General features: G+C 73.6%; 9 protein-coding genes. 8 read left to right on the top strand and 1 reads right to left on the bottom strand.

Features of this window, described 5'->3' with window-relative positions:
- The first annotated feature begins 84 nt into the window (after window positions 1-84).
- The 6 genes from ACWCPW_RS13285 to ACWCPW_RS13260 all read left to right on the top strand — a co-directional run bounded on the left by ACWCPW_RS13285 (window position 85) and on the right by ACWCPW_RS13260 (window position 10,742).
- Complete coding sequence (locus tag ACWCPW_RS13285; RefSeq protein WP_449761677.1) at window positions 85-1,929, top strand: serine/threonine-protein kinase; 1,845 nt, start codon at window positions 85-87, stop codon at window positions 1,927-1,929.
- A 39-nt stretch (window positions 1,930-1,968) separates the two neighbouring features.
- The gene (locus tag ACWCPW_RS13280) at window positions 1,969-3,738 is read left to right on the top strand and encodes a serine/threonine-protein kinase (protein ID WP_449761676.1); all 1,770 of its coding nucleotides are present in this window, start codon (window positions 1,969-1,971) and stop codon (window positions 3,736-3,738) included.
- Between the two features lie 111 nt (window positions 3,739-3,849).
- Window positions 3,850-5,535, top strand: a complete 1,686-nt coding sequence (locus ACWCPW_RS13275) for a protein kinase domain-containing protein (protein WP_449761675.1) — start codon at window positions 3,850-3,852, stop codon at window positions 5,533-5,535.
- 223 nt (window positions 5,536-5,758) lie between these two features.
- Window positions 5,759-7,594 (top strand): protein kinase domain-containing protein, encoded by a 1,836-nt coding sequence (locus tag ACWCPW_RS13270; protein ID WP_449761674.1) that lies wholly within the window; start codon window positions 5,759-5,761, stop codon window positions 7,592-7,594.
- A gap of 67 nt (window positions 7,595-7,661) precedes the next feature.
- A complete protein-coding gene (locus tag ACWCPW_RS13265) occupies window positions 7,662-9,056 on the top strand; it encodes a dihydrolipoyl dehydrogenase family protein (RefSeq protein WP_449761673.1) in 1,395 nt (464 codons plus the stop codon).
- Window positions 9,057-9,158: 102 nt separating this feature from the next.
- Window positions 9,159-10,742 (top strand): succinic semialdehyde dehydrogenase, encoded by a 1,584-nt coding sequence (locus tag ACWCPW_RS13260; RefSeq protein WP_449761672.1) that lies wholly within the window; start codon window positions 9,159-9,161, stop codon window positions 10,740-10,742.
- Window positions 10,743-11,344: 602 nt separating this feature from the next.
- Here the strand turns inward: ACWCPW_RS13260 and ACWCPW_RS13255 are convergent.
- Window positions 11,345-11,629 carry a chorismate mutase gene (locus tag ACWCPW_RS13255; protein WP_449761671.1) on the bottom strand — a complete coding sequence of 95 codons (285 nt, stop codon included), beginning with the start codon at window positions 11,627-11,629 and terminating at the stop codon, window positions 11,345-11,347.
- Window positions 11,630-11,920: 291 nt separating this feature from the next.
- Between ACWCPW_RS13255 and guaA the strand changes: the two genes are divergently transcribed.
- Complete coding sequence (gene guaA, locus ACWCPW_RS13250) at window positions 11,921-13,510, top strand: glutamine-hydrolyzing GMP synthase (protein ID WP_449761670.1); 1,590 nt, start codon at window positions 11,921-11,923, stop codon at window positions 13,508-13,510.
- A 300-nt stretch (window positions 13,511-13,810) separates the two neighbouring features.
- Window positions 13,811-15,007, top strand: coding sequence for a hypothetical protein (locus tag ACWCPW_RS13245; RefSeq protein ID WP_449761669.1), 1,197 nt, complete (start codon window positions 13,811-13,813; stop codon window positions 15,005-15,007).
- Window positions 15,008-15,093: the final 86 nt, after the last annotated feature.

The raw sequence follows: 15,093 nt of genomic DNA, 5'->3' as shown, positions 1-15,093 counted from the left end.
ACCCCGCGCGCCGCCGGACTGGAGTATGGAAGGGCAACCACCCGATCGCGCGGCGGGGCCGCGGCTGCATGGGGAGCGAGAGACTTGACCGACCCGGAAGCACCCGAGCGTTTGGTCGCGGGGCGATACCGCCTGGGTGATCAACTGGGCCGGGGCGGCATGGGCACGGTCTGGCGGGCCGTGGACGCCATGCTCGACCGCGACGTGGCGGTCAAGGAGATGCGGCTGCCTCGCTACGAGGACGACGACGAGCGCGGCACGCTGAGCGCGCGGATGTTGCGCGAGGCGCGCGCGGCGGCCCGGATCGACCATCCCAACGTGGTGACCATCTTCGACGTGGCCGAGGAGGACGGGCGGCCGTGGATCGTGATGGAGCTGGTCCGCGGCCTGTCCCTGGCGCAGGAACTGGACAAGGAGGGGCCGATCCCGCCCGAGCAGGTCGCCGAGCTGGGGCTGCGGCTGCTCGCGGCGCTGGAGGCCGCGCACGAGGCCGGCGTGCTGCACCGGGACGTCAAGCCCGCCAACGTGCTGCTCGCCCGCAACGGCCGGGTCGTGCTCACCGACTTCGGGGTCGCCTCGGTCGAGGACAGCGCCACGCTCACCCAGGCCGGCGCGATGGTGGGATCGCCCGAATACCTGGCGCCCGAGCAGATCGCGGGCGAGCCGCCCGGGCCGGAGGCCGACCTGTGGTCGCTGGGCGCGACGTTGTTCGAGGCGGTCGAGGGCCGCCCGGCGTTTCGCCGCAACACGCACGCGGCCACGCTCGGCGCGGTCGCCGCGGGCCGCTTCCCGGAGATCTTCCTGGCCGGCCCGCTGACCCCGGTGCTCAAGGCGCTGATGGTCAAGGACCCGAGCCGGCGCGGCTCGCCGGGGCATGTGCGCGAACTGCTCCTGGAGGTCGTCGAGAGCGGTCCCAACCCGGCCGGCGGCCAGATCGCCGAGCGCTTCGTCCCGGACCGGACCCGCCCCGGCGCGGTCCGTCGGCACGGCGTGCGGGTGTCCGGCCACCCCCAGGCGCCGCCCGGGCGGCGCACGCCCCGGCCGCCGGGCAAGATCGGCGCCACCGCCTACCGGCCCGGCCGGGGCAGCCTGGACGAGACCTCGCCCAATGTGCGGCTGCCCCGCGAGGGCGGCGTCTTCCGGGCCCGCTACCGACGCTGGCCGCGCTGGTGGTTCCGGCACTGGACGACCATCCTGACCTCGGTCGGCATCGCCACCGCGGCCGGCGCGCGCTGGTTGGCCGCGTTCGGCAACTGGACCGGGATGTACACGATCGTGCTGCTCGCGCTCGCGCTGAGCGTGTGGCTGGTGTTGCCGCACCGGCGGATCTCCCGCTCGGTGCCGATCGCGATGTTGCTCGGGGTGATCGCCGGCGGGGCCCTGGAGGCCGCGCGGATCAATCCCGACCCGATCATCGTGGGCGCCCTGATCGGCGGCTGCCTGGTGGTCGGCCCGTTCGTGGACAACAAGGTGATACCGCGACTGCGTCGCCGGCGGCGGACCGATCTGGGCTTCGCGCTGCCCGTCCCGGAGGGCTGGACCTGCACGGACAGCCCCAGCGGGTTGACGGTGACCGATCCGGACCGGCTGATCTCGGTGACCGTGACGGTGGATCGGGGCATCGTGATGGCCCCGGAGGAATCGGTCGCGCACCGTGAGCACGGCAGCATCGGCGGCCGGGAGCGACTGGACGGCGAGGACTACGAACGGCTGCTCCTGCGGGCCACCGACTACCGCGGGCACGAGGCCGCGGAGTGGGAGTACGTCTGGCGCGGCCAGGACCTGATCCCCTACCACGGCAAGGACCTGGTGGTCCGTACCGCGTCCGGCGTGCGCTACTGGCTGACCGTACGCGGACGCGACGATCTGTGGGGGACCGCCGGCGCGTACTACGAGCACGCGCGTGGACACCTGTCGATCGCGGGCTGACCCGGGTCGACGCGGAGACGATCGTGTCGAGGGGTCGGAATGAGTGGGCGCGTGCTCGCGGGGCGGTATCGGCTGGTCGAGGTGCTCGGTCAGGGCGGCATGGGGGTGGTCTGGCGGGCGCACGACCCGACCATCGGGCGGGACGTGGCGATCAAGGAGTTGCGGCTGCCCGAGCACCTGGAAGCCGACGAGGTCGAGCGGCGCTCGGCGCGGATGCGGCGTGAGGTGCGCGCGGCGGGCCGGGTCCGGCACGCGAACGTGGTCACCGTGTTCGACGTCGTGGTCGAGGACGGCCGCCCGTGGATCGTCATGCAACTGCTGCCCGGCCGGCCGCTGACCGCGCTGATCGCCGAGGGCGCCATGGCGCCGGACCGGGCCGCGCGGATCGGCGCGCGGATGCTCGCGGGCCTGGCCGCCGTGCACGCGGTCGGCATCGAGCACCGCGACGTGAAACCGGCCAACGTCATGGTCGACGAGGACGACGGCGTGGTGCTGACCGACTTCGGCATCGCCACCCACTCGGACGCGCCCTCGGTCACCGAGACCGGCGCGACGGCGGGCACCCCCGAGTACATGGCGCCCGAGCGCGCGAGCGGGCAGCCGTCCGGGCCGGCCGCCGACCTGTGGTCGCTGGGCGTGACGCTCTACGAGATGGTCGAGGGGCGCTCGCCGTTCCGCCGGGACAACCCGCTGGCCACGTTGCGGGCGGTCGCGGCCGGGACCTGCCCGCCGCCCGGGTGCGCCGGGCCGCTCGCCGAGGCCGTGCTCGGGCTGCTCACCCGGGATCCGGCCGCGCGGATGACGGCCGCGGCCGCGGCGCCGCTGCTGGCCGAGGGGGGTGGGAGCGGCGGGTCGACGGCGCGCCCGGATGACGAGGCCACCGTCGTGCGCGAGCCGATGCCCGTGCCGGTCCCGCCCCTGGTACCGCCACCGCTCCCGCCCTCGCTCCCGCCCCCGGTTCCGCGTTCGGTCCCGCTCCCGGGCGCCGTCTCGCCGGCTCCGCCGCCGGCCGGTCCGCCGCCGATGCCGCCCGGGCCGCCGACTCCCGCACCGACCGGGCGCCCGACCCGGCTGTTCATCGTGCTCGGCACGGTGGTCGCGGTGCTGCTGTCCGCCGCCGGCGTCACGATCGGCGTGCTGGTGGGGCGGAACGGGGTCGACCGCCCGGACGTGGCCTCGGCGAGCGGTCCGCGCCCGACGGCCCCGGCGACCTCGGCCGGCCCCGGCGTCGCCCAACCGGACACGCCGGCGACCGCGACCGGCGGCGCTCGCGCGAGCGGCACGACCGACCCGGGCGGCGTCGGGCCCGCGACGACGCCCGCGCGGGTGCACACCCCCGCCCCGACGGGGCCGCCGGGCGGCTTCCGGCGGGTCACCTCGCGCGGCGCGTTCACCGTCCTGGTGCCGGCCGAATGGACCGACCGCGACGCCGTCGGCGAGCGGGTCTACTACCGCTCGCCGGACGACCTGTACCGCCTCGGGGTGCGCCCGGACGCGTCCGACGCCAAGGGCGATCCGTGCGGCGAATTGGCCGTACAGGAGTCCAAGGGCCTGGGACCGGGCACCTTCATCGGAAACGGAACGGACTACCACCGGATCCGGCTCGAGTGCACCACCGTGCACGGACAGGTCGCCGGACTCTGGGAGTTCAGCTGGAACGACCGGGGCACCGTGCGCCGATCGATCAACATGCGCTTCGTCGAGGACGGCCGGACCTGGGACTTCTGGGTCTCCGGACCGGACTCCGGCTCGGCGCTGGTGCGTTCGGCCTTCGACGCGGCGCGCGAGAGTTTCGCGCCGGGCGCGTGAACCGAACGCTCCGGGGCGGAACCTTCGGAGCACACCGGACGTCTTACCCGTGACGCCAATGACGCGCCGACGGGGCGGATCGGTGGTGTCCACGGTCTTGGGGAGGACCACGTGGCACACGACAGCGGCTCGCACGGCCGCCTGGTGGATGGGCGCTATCGGTTGGGCGAACCGCTCGGACGCGGCGGGATGGGCACGGTCTGGCTCGCCTTCGACGAGCTCTTGCGCCGGGACGTCGCGGTCAAGGAGGTCCGGATACCGGACGACCTGGACGAGATGGAGACCCAGGGGCGCTGCGAGCGCGCGCTGCGCGAGGCCCGCGCGGCGGCCCGGATCACCCATCCCAATGTGGTCACCATCTTCGACGTCGCCGAGGACGACGGGCGTCCGTGGATCGTGATGGAGCTGGTCCGCGCCCCCTCCCTCACCGACGTGCTGGAAGAGGGCCGGATGGCCCCGCACGAGGCGGCGGAGGTCGGCTTGGCGGTGCTCGCCGCGCTGCGCGCCGCGCGCGCCGCCGACGTGCTGCACCGGGACGTCAAGCCCAGCAACATCCTGATGGCGCCCGGCGGTCGGATCGTGCTGACCGACTTCGGCATCGCCACCGTGGCCGGCTCGGTGACGCTCACCGCGACCGGGATGCTGGTCGGCTCGCCCGAATACCTCGCGCCCGAACGTGTGCTCGGGCGCCGGCCCGGCCCGGCCTCGGACCTGTGGTCGCTCGGGGTGACCCTGTATCAGGCGGTGGAGGGCTTCTCGCCGTTCCGGCGCACCGGCGCGATGGACACGCTCAGCGCCGTGCTCACCGACGAGCCCGCGCCGCCGCGCCAGTCCGGCGCGCTGTGGCCGGCGATCGAGGCGTTGCTGCGCAAGGACCCGCTGGAGCGGGCCGACGAGGACGACACCGAGCGTCTGCTGATGGCCGCGCTGGTCAGCGGCGCGCCCGCCCCCCAGGAGCCGAGCGCGGCTCCGATCCCGCCGGGGACGGCGACGGTGGAGGACCCGGGCGGTGTGCGGGGTGTGACCCAGTCGTCCTGGCAGCAGGCCCCGCAGGCCCCGCAGTCGCCGGAGACCCCGCATACCCCGCAGGCGCCGCCGCCGATCTGGCAGCAGGAGCCGTCGGTGAGCCCGGCGCCGCCGTTCGGCGCGGTGAGTCGGGCCGATCCGGGCGGTGCGACGGGCGGGTATCCGCTGACCGGGTCGCACGCCTATTCGCCCGCCGACGCGGTCCACGGGTCCGAGACCGCCGACGACCGGCCCAATCCGGTGCTGATCGGCGCGGCCCCGGGACCCGCGGCCCCCGACGACCGCGCGGCCAAGAAGCGGCGCAAGACCATCGTCCTGGGCGGCATGGTCGCCGCGGCGGTGGCCGCGCTGGCGATCTGGGTGCCGGCCGCGATGGGCGGACAGGGCGGCGGCAGCGGCGGCGACCCCGACTCGCCCGGGAGGGGCGGCTCCTCGCAGGGCGCGTCGGCGGCCGCGAACCCGCAGGGCACCGGCAACCGCAGCGACGTGCTGCACACCACGGGCAGTTCGGCCGGCACCGGACAAAGCGGCACCGGCACCTCGGGCAACAGCAGCCAGGGCGGCGGGTCGACCCGCACCTCCCGGCCCACCACCTCGAACACGGGCAACCCGTCCACGTCGCGCCCGCCCACCTCGCGACCGCCGACCACGACCTCGCCGCCGCGCACCACGGCTCCGGCGACCACACGCCCGCCGATCGACCCGTCGAAGGGCGGCGGCGGGGCGAGCGGCGTACCGCGGAACCAGGGCGGTGCGACGGCGGCGAACTGATCCCGGTCGGCCGGCACACCGTAGGGTGTGCCGGCGACCCCCGATCGCACACCCGGTCGAGGGGGTGTCCTCGGTCGCCCGACCAGGGATCGAAGAACCCCTCCGGGGGCGGTCGACGCGCCCGAGGCTCGCATCCTCCCGCCGATCCCGGGGTCGCATCTAATGTGACGGGTTCTAGTCTGGAGATGGCCGGCGGGACAGTCGGCTGACGCGGGGAGGGTACGTGGCACAGACCGGGGGCACGCGCGGTCGGATCGTCGGCGGGCGCTACCGGTTGGGCACCATGCTCGGCCGAGGCGGCATGGGCACGGTATGGCGTGCCGTGGACGAGATGCTGCACCGTGACGTCGCGATCAAGGAGTTGCGACTGCCGGACCACCTCGACGACGAGGAGAAGGACCTCGCCCGCGAACGCACGCTGCGCGAGGCCCGTTCGGCCGCCCGGATCGGTCATCCCAACGTGGTCACCATCCACGACGTGGTCGAGGACGCCGGCGTCCCGTGGATCGTGATGGAGTTGGTCGAGGCCCAGTCGCTGGCCGAGATCCTGGAGACGCAGGGCACGCTGACCCCGGCGGACGCCGCCGAACTCGGCATCAAGGTGCTCGACGCGCTGCTCGCCGCCGACGACAAGGGCGTGCTGCACCGCGACGTCAAGCCCGCGAACATCCTGGTCACCCCGCACGGCCGGGTCGTGCTCACCGACTTCGGGATCGCCACCGCGACCGGCACCGCGACGCTCACCACCACCGGCATGCTGGTCGGTTCGCCGGACTTCCTGGCGCCCGAGCGGGCCGAGGGCAAGCGTCCCCTGCTCGCCGCCGACCTGTGGTCGCTGGCGGTCGTGCTCTACATGGCGGTGGAGGGCCGGAACCCGTTCCGCCGGGGCACGATGATCAGCACGCTGAACGCGATCCTGACCGATCAGGCCGACCCGCCCCGGCACGCGGGCGGGCTCGAACCGGTGATCGACGGCTGGCTGATCAAGGACCCGGGCCTGCGGATGGGCGTCGAGGAGGGGGCCCGGATCCTGCGCGAGGTGGCGAACTCGACGCCGTCGCGGCAGTTCGACGCGGTCCCTCCGCCGCCCACGCACAACCCCGCGCCGCAGGCCCCGACCACCCCGGTCGGTGTGTACGACCCGCACCAGCACGCGCAGCCCGGCTCCGACAGCGGCGCGACCCAGCACCCGGGCGGCAACACGCCGCCCGCGGCGTGGTCGCAGCCGGCGCACTCGCCCGCCGACGCGGGGACGTCCTCGACCCGCACCAACCCACCGGCCGGCGCCCCGCCGCACCGGCCGCCGACCGCGCCGGAGCCGTACCGCCCGACGCCGGAGCCGCGGCGTGGCGGCAGAGGGCGGGTCGTCGCGGTCGTCGCGCTCGTGGTCGCGCTGATCGTGGGCGGTGTCGTGGTGGGCATCGTGGTCACCAAGGACAAGGACGACAAGGCGACGGCGAACCCGTCCCCGTCGGGCGGGGCCACCCCGGGGCCGACGGGGAGCAGCGCGCCGAGCAACACACCGCCGGGCAGCGCCGGCCCCTCGACGCCTCCCCCGAGCGTGTCCGGCCGGCCGGCCAACCCGCCCGCCGGCTACGAACTGGTCCGCGACCCGCTCGGGTTCTCGCTGTTCATGCCCCCGGGCGCGACCCGCAGTCTGACCGGAGTCAACCGCGACCAGATCAAGTACCTGACGGCGGACAAGAAGACGGTCTACCTGATCGGCGCGACCCCGGTGGGCAACGACCCCAAGGGGAACTTCGAGACGGTCGTCGAGCCGGGCGCGCAGAAGCGGACCGCGTACAACCGCATGCAACTGCGGAACTTCACTCCTCTTCCGCCCGGCTCGCGCAAGGCGGTGCTGTGGGAGTACACGTGGGAGGGCGACCCGATCGGTGAGGACCCCGCGAAGCGGGTGCCCAGCCACGCGATGAACCTGGGCATCGTGACGAACAGCAACGTGGACTACGCGTTGTACGTGGGGTCCTACGAGGCCAACTGGAACTCGGTCTCGGAAGACCGGTTCCTGAAGATGACGGAGTCCTTTCAGGGCCGCTGACGCGTGAGTCGGGGCCGAGTCCCGGGGTACGGTCCGGGGGAGCCCAGCCATCCCCGGAGGTACGCACGTGACCACGCATCGCCCCGCATCTTCCGCACCCGTCGACGTCGACGTGATCGTCCTCGGTCTCGGCGTGGGCGGTGAGGCCGTCGCCGGCAACCTGGCCTCGGCCGGGCTGGAGGTCGTGGGCATCGAGGACGGCCTGGTCGGCGGCGAGTGTCCGTACTGGGGGTGCATCCCGTCCAAGGCGATGGTCCACGCGGCCGGCCAGGCCCGGCACCAGGAGCATCCCGACTGGTCGAAGGTCGCCGCCCGGGTGCGCGAGTTGACCGCCGACTGGAACGACCGGGCGGCGGTGGACCGGCTGGTCGACAAGGGCATGACGTTCGTTCGGGGCGCCGGCCGGATCACCGACGTGGACACGGTCGAGGCGACCGACGCGGACGGCGTCGTGCGGCGTTTCCGGGCTCGGCACGCGATCGTGGTCGGCACCGGCACCAAGGCGTTCGTGCCGCCGATCGAGGGTCTGGCGGGCACTCCGCTGTGGACCAACCGCGAGGCGATCGAGGCCGACGAGGCGCCACGCTCGCTCGCGGTGCTCGGCGGCGGCGCGATCGGTCTGGAACTCGCCCAGGTGTTCGCCCGGTTCGGCACCGACGTGACGATCGTGGAGAACGGCGAACGGGTGCTGGCGGTCGAGGACCAGGAGTCCTCGGAACTGGCCGCGTGGGCGCTGGGCGAGGACGGCGTGCGGATCCACCTGGGCGTGCGGGCCGAGCGGGTCGCGTACGACGGCAAGACGTTCACCCTGTCGTTGTCCGACGGGCGCTCGATCGAGGCGGAGAAGCTGCTCGTGGCCACGGGCCGGCGGGTGGACATGGCCGCACTCGGCGCGGAGGCGCTCGGCGTCGACCCGCACGCGCACGCGCTGCCGGTGGACGGGCAGTTGCGGGTGCGGCCCGGTGGTGAGCCGCCGGCGGTGTGGGCGGTGGGCGACGTCACCGGGCAGGGCGCGTTCACCCACGTGGCGATGTACCAGTCGGCCATCGTGACCAAGGCGGTCCTGCACACGATCGGTCGCGGCTCGGCGGGCCCGGACGCGGACCACAGCGCGCTGCCGCGGGTGACGTTCGTCGACCCGGAGATCGGCGCCGTGGGGCTGACCGAGCATCAGGCCCGGGCCGCCGGGCTCACCGTGCGGATCGGCCTCGCCGACCTGGCCGCCTCCTCGCGCGGCCACATCACCGGCGCGCGCGGCTTCGTCAAGGTGATCGAGGACGTCGACCGGGGCGTGCTGGTCGGCGCCACGGCCGTGGGCCCGGCCGGCGGCGAGATCCTGGGCGCGCTCGTGGTCGCCGTCCGCGCGGCGGTGCCGGTGGCCACGCTGCGAAACATGATGTACGCCTATCCGACCTACCACCGCACCATCGAGTCGGCGCTGGCCGATCTCGACACGGACTGAGCGGCGCCGACCGGTGGATCCGGCGGGCACGGACGCGCCGTGCCCGCCCTCGCACCGGACGGTTCTTGTTACCGCCAAGTAGTGCTGTCTAGGCTGGACGCCATGACGGACATCGCAGCGCCCGCGCCCGCAGCAGCATCCATCGACCTGCCGAGCCTGCCCGCCGAGCGGCTCGCCCGTCGCGTCGTGACCGGCCCCGTGCCGACGATGGTGACCACCCGCAGTCCGTTCGACGGGTCGCCGATCGCCGAACTCCCGGAGTCCACCCCGGAGAACGTGACCTCCGCGTTCGCCCGCGCGCGGCTCGCGCAGACCGCGTGGGCCAAACGTTCGGTGCGCGAGCGCACGGCGGTGTTCCTGCGGTTCCACGACAAGGTCCTGGAGCGTCAGTCGGAGATCCTGGACATCATCCAGACCGAGACCGGCAAGGCGCGCAAGCACGCGTTCGAGGAGGTCCTGGAGGTCGCGCTGTGCTCGCGGCACTACGGCCGGCGCGCCGCGGGCTACCTGCGCGAGCGCCGCCGGGCCGGTGCGCTGCCGGTGCTGACGAAGGCGATCGAGGTGCGTCACCCCAAGGGCGTGGTCGGCCTGGTCTCGCCGTGGAACTACCCGCTGGCGCTGTCCATCGGCGACGCGATCCCGGCCTTCGTCGCGGGCAACGCGGTGGTGATGAAGCCGGACACGCAGACCGCGTTGACCGCGCTGTGGGCCCAGGACGTGCTGATCGAGTGCGGCCTGCCCGAGGACCTGTGGCAGATCGTGCTCGGCGACGGCCCGGTGGTGGGCACCGCCGTGGTCGAGGGCGCGGACTACGTCGGCTTCACCGGCTCCACCCGCACCGGCCGCGAGGTGGCGCAGCGGGCCGCCGCACGCCTGGTCGGCGCGTCGCTGGAGCTGGGCGGCAAGAACGCGATGATCGTGCTGCCGGACGCGGACCTGGACCGGGCCGCCGAGGGCGCGGTGCGCGCGTGCTTCTCCTCCGCCGGACAACTGTGCATCTCGATCGAGCGGATGTACGTGCACGCCGACATCCACGACGCGTTCCTGGACCGCTTCCTGGCCCGGATCCAGACCATGCGGCTCGCGGCCGGCTTCTCGTGGGAGACCGACATGGGCTCCCTGGTCTCGCGCCGTCAGTTGCACGCGGTGAGCAGGCACGTGGACGAGGCCCGGGAGGCGGGCGCGCGGGTGCTGATCGGCGGCACCGCGCGACCGGACCTGGGTCCGCTGTTCTACGAGCCGACGGTGCTCGCCGACGTTACGCCCGAGATGGCGGTGTGCGCCGAGGAGACGTTCGGCCCGGTGGTGTCCGTGTACCCGTTCACCGAGGAGGAGGACGTCGTCACCCGCGCCAACGAGAGCGCCTACGGGCTCAACGCGAGCGTGTGGACGCGCGACACGCGGCGCGGCGGTGCGCTCGCGCGGCGGCTGCGCGCGGGCACGGTCAACGTCAACGAGGGCTACGCGGCGGCGTACGGCAGCGCGGGCGCGCCGATGGGCGGCATGGGCGACTCCGGCCTCGGCCGACGGCACGGCGCCGAGGGGATCATGAAGTTCACCGAGGCGCAGACCGTGGCCACCCAGCGGCTGCTTCCGATCGCCGCGCCCTTCGGCATGAGCGACGAGCAGTGGGCCCGCTCGCTGACCCTGTCGTTGCGGATCATGAAGACCCTCCGGATGCGCTGACCCGCCGCGTGCGCCGACCGGCCCCGCGTGCGCCGGCTCAGTGTGCGCGCCGACGCTCTGCCGGGGTGGCCGCGCACGGCGCGGTGCGCGCCGGCGCGGTGTGCGGCTCGCGGGGCGTGCGGGTGCGCAAGGGTGAATTCCGATCGCCGGGGGAGCCCGGAATGGGCGCCGGAAAGTCGGGACAAAATGACATCTATCGACCGGTTAATGATCATCATTTGCGCTAACCGGACGTCCTCGGCGCGGTTCCGCGGTTCCGCGGATCCGCCGAACCGGGCCGGGAATCCCGCTACTCTTGGCGCTGCCGGCGGCTATGGCGTGAAAGATCCGCTTTGCGGTGAATGAGGCACGCCGAAGCGCGGCGCGTTCGGGCCGATCCGCGGATCGGCCCAAGGCGCGGCGGCCGGTGTCGAGCGTCCCCGACACCGGCCACCGGCGGGGTTGTGACCGGTTGCTGTCCCCTGCGTCCCGGTCACGGCACCGACGCGAGGTCCCACGGCGCACTGGTTGAGCGCGCCTCATCGCGTCGGCGGTCCTGCGTTGCCCGGCCCGCGCATCAAGCGGGCCGGCCATCAGTCACAACGACGGCCGGCGCGGTGAGGTTACGCCCGCGGACGGACCCGACCCCGGCACAGCTCCAAAAGCGTCAGCGCCACGGTCGTGCCCGGCTTGCCCAAGCCCTCGCGGTAGCGGGCGATCACCTCCATCTCGCGGGACAACTGCACCCGGTTCCCACCGGACGCGACGCGGACCCGCTGGATCTCCGCCGAGGTGTCCACCCGCTCGGTGATCAGCGCGATGATCCGCCGGTCGAGATCGTCGATCCGGGCCCGGCCCGCGCCGATCACGTCGTCGGGGGACCGCGGGTTCGTGGTGGTGTCTTCCATCGATGGCCTGCTCTCCGGAGGGGGTCCGTGCTCCGGGGCGGCGGCGGTGAACGCGAAGACGCCCCGGGTACCGGACCCGGGGCGTCTTCGTCTGCCTGTGGCTGTACTCGTTCAGGCGGTGACGGCGGCGCCGGGGATCCCGGTGCCATAGGTAAAGCCGCGCGTCACGCCGAACGAGGACATGGCCGTCAGTATGCCGGGGCCGCCGGCGCGGACACCAGCCGGGGTCACCCGTGCGGCGCCGGTAGAATCGGCATCCACCCCTTTTTTCGCTTCGCCGGAAGGCCCCTCGTGACCTTTGCCAGCCCGGACGGGGGCGGCACCGAGACCGTCCTCGTCGTCGACTTCGGTGCCCAGTACGCCCAGCTCATCGCCCGCCGGGTGCGCGAGGCCCGTGTGTACAGCGAGATCGTGCCGCACAGCATGCCCGTCGCGGAGATGCTCGCGAAGCGGCCGGCCGCGATCATCCTGTCCGGCGGCCCCTCCTCGGTGTACGCGGACGACGCGCCCAGCATCGACCCGGCGCTGTTCGAGGCCGGCGTGCCGGTGCTCGGCATCTGCTACGGCTTCCAGGCCATGGCGCAGTCGCTGGGCGGCGTGGTCGAGAAGACCGGTCTGGCCGAGTTCGGCGCGACGCCGCTGACCGTGACCGAGACGACCAGCACGCTGTTCGACGGGCTGCCCGCCGCGTTGTCGGTGTGGATGTCGCACGGCGACTCGGTCTCCGGCGCGCCACAGGGCTTCGCGGTCACCGCGACCAGCGCGGGTGCGCCGGTCGCCGCGATCGAGAACGACGGGGCGCGGCTGTACGGCGTGCAGTACCACCCCGAGGTGATGCACAGCGAGCACGGCCAGGCCATCCTGGAGCGCTTCCTGAAGGTGGGCGCGAAGCTCTCGGCGAACTGGACGATGGTCAACATCGTCGAGGAGCAGGTCGAGCTGATCCGCGAGACGGTCGGCGACAAGCACGTGATCTGCGGCCTGTCCGGCGGCGTGGACTCCGCGGTCGCCGCGGCGCTCGTGCAGCGCGCGGTCGGCGACAAGCTCACCTGCGTGTTCGTGGACCACGGGCTGCTGCGCAAGGACGAGCCCGAGCAGGTCGAGCGCGACTACGTGGCGGCCACCGGCGTCTCGCTCAAGGTGGTCAACGCGCAGGAGCGCTTCCTGACCGCGCTCGCCGGGGTCACCGACCCCGAGGAGAAGCGGAAGATCATCGGGCGCGAGTTCATCCGCGTGTTCGAGCAGGCCGCGGCCGAGGTGGTCGCCGAGGCCGGCGCGCACGGCGAGGAGGTCGAGTTCCTGGTGCAGGGCACGCTGTACCCGGATGTGGTCGAGTCCGGCGGCGGCACCGGCACCGCGAACATCAAGTCGCACCACAACGTGGGCGGGCTGCCCGAGGACCTCCAGTTCAAGCTGATCGAGCCGCTGCGCAAGCTGTTCAAGGACGAGGTGCGCGCGGTCGGCGAGCAGCTGGGCCTGCCGTCCGAGATCGTGTGGCGCCAGCCGTTCCCGGGCCCCGGTCTGGGAATCCGGATCATCGGCGAGGTCACCGCCGACCGGCTGGAGATCCTGCGCGAGGCGGACGCGATCGCTCGTGAGGAGTTGTCCCGGGCGGGCCTGGACCGGGAGATCTGGCAGTGCCCGGTCGTGCTGCTCGCGGACGTGCGCTCGGTCGGCGTGCAGGGCGACGGCCGTACCTACGGTCACCCGATCGTGTTGCGCCCGGTGTCCTCCGAGGACGCCATGACGGCCGACTGGTCGCGCCTGCCCTACGACCTGCTGGCCCGGATCTCCAACCGGATCACCAACGAGGTCCGGGAGATCAACCGGGTCACGCTGGACGTCACCAGCAAGCCCCCGGGCACCATCGAGTGGGAGTAGTCCACACCCGCTCGCACGTGCTTTCGCCGGCCTCCGCCCGATTTCGGACGGGGGCCGGCGGCCCGTCCGGGCCTTGCCCGGGCCCGCTCGGCGGGCCGGCGGGACGCCTTGTGGGACACGGAAGTTGACGTTGCGTCGGATGTTCGATCGACAATCCGTGCGATCGCCCGACCGGGCCCGTACGACCTCCCTCGGATGCGGCACAATGTGCCGCTGAACGAGCACGTTCGTATGTGGTGGTGGGGAGGGCGTGGCGAAGTGGCGCACGGTGTCGGTGTGCACGGACCGGACTGTCATTGCGTGGTCCGGGAGGAATACCGCAGGACCGTCGCCGATTTCGAGACGTTGCGGCGGGCACTGGCCCGCAAGGAGGGTGTGCCCTCGGCGGTCGCCCACTCCGACGGCGGTGCGCGCCAGTGGATCTCCGACGAACTGCGCGGCAAGGCGCAGGAGTTGGCCGCCATACGCCGGGCCCAGGGACGCGCCTGGCTGCAAGTGCTCGGCGGGCGCGCGCTGATCGTGCTGTGGCTCCTGGTCGCCGTGCTGGTCCTGGTCCAGGCGCTCACCGCGATCGGCGCCGGCTGGACCGGCTCGCGCACCGCCGGGATCGTGGCCGCCGTGGTGGTCGCCGGAGCGCTCAGCGTGGTCGGGTGGGCCGCCCGGGCGGGCGGCGGCGTGTTCGCCCCCGTACGGGGCCTGGACGGCCGCCTGTCCACCTCCAAGGCGGTCGCCGCGCTGTGGATGGTGGCGCTGATGTACTGCTTCGCCTTCCTGGGCATGCGGCTCGCCTCCGCGTCCGGGACCGGCGATCGCGACCGGCTCCTGGACCGGCTCGGCGACATCGCGCTGGACCAGATCACCCTGGTGGCGGCGCCGCTGCTCGCCGCGGTGGCGGTCCGCCGCGTCGTCGGCGACAAGGTCGGTCGACGCGTGCTCCAGAAGCTGCGCGCCGACCAGGCCTCGCTGCGCGACCTGGTGACCGACGACGCGGGCCGGGCCTCCTTCGTGGACGCGCAGTACGTCCTGGTCAACCTGGTCGCGGTGGGCTTCGTCGTGGTCGGCCTGGCCCGCGACCCGGACCGGCTCCCGGACATCCCGGCCACGTTGGTCGCGCTCGCCCTGGTCTCGGTGATCACCTACCTCGCGGGCAAGCTGGCCGAGAACGACCGCCCGGTGATCCTGTCCGTGGTCCGCGTGCGCACCCGCGGCGACCTGGACTCGGCGGTGCGCCAAGGCGACGACATCGAGGTGCGCGGGATCAACCTCGCGGCGGGCGGCTCGCACGAGGCGGACCTGCTCGCCCGGGTGGTGGTCAAGTTCGGCGCGGTGCACGTGCACGCCCCGCTGATCCCGGCCGACACCGGTTTCGCCAACCCCTCCGACGCGTGCGTGGTGGTCCCGGTCCCGGTCGACGTGGACCCGGGCCGGGTGGAGTTGTGTGTGGTGTCCGCCTCCGGTGTGGAGTCGGCGCCCTACGAGATACAGATCTCCGGCTAGTCCGCCTCCCGGCGATCCCTCGCACGAACGCGGGCGGGGGGGGGGGGGGGGGGGCGCGCCCCCCCCCCCCCCCCGGCGGGGGTCGG

This window comes from Embleya sp. NPDC001921, assembly GCF_053594475.1.
Note: the sequence above shows the minus strand (reverse complement) of the source record. Positions and strands in the feature narration are given on the sequence as shown.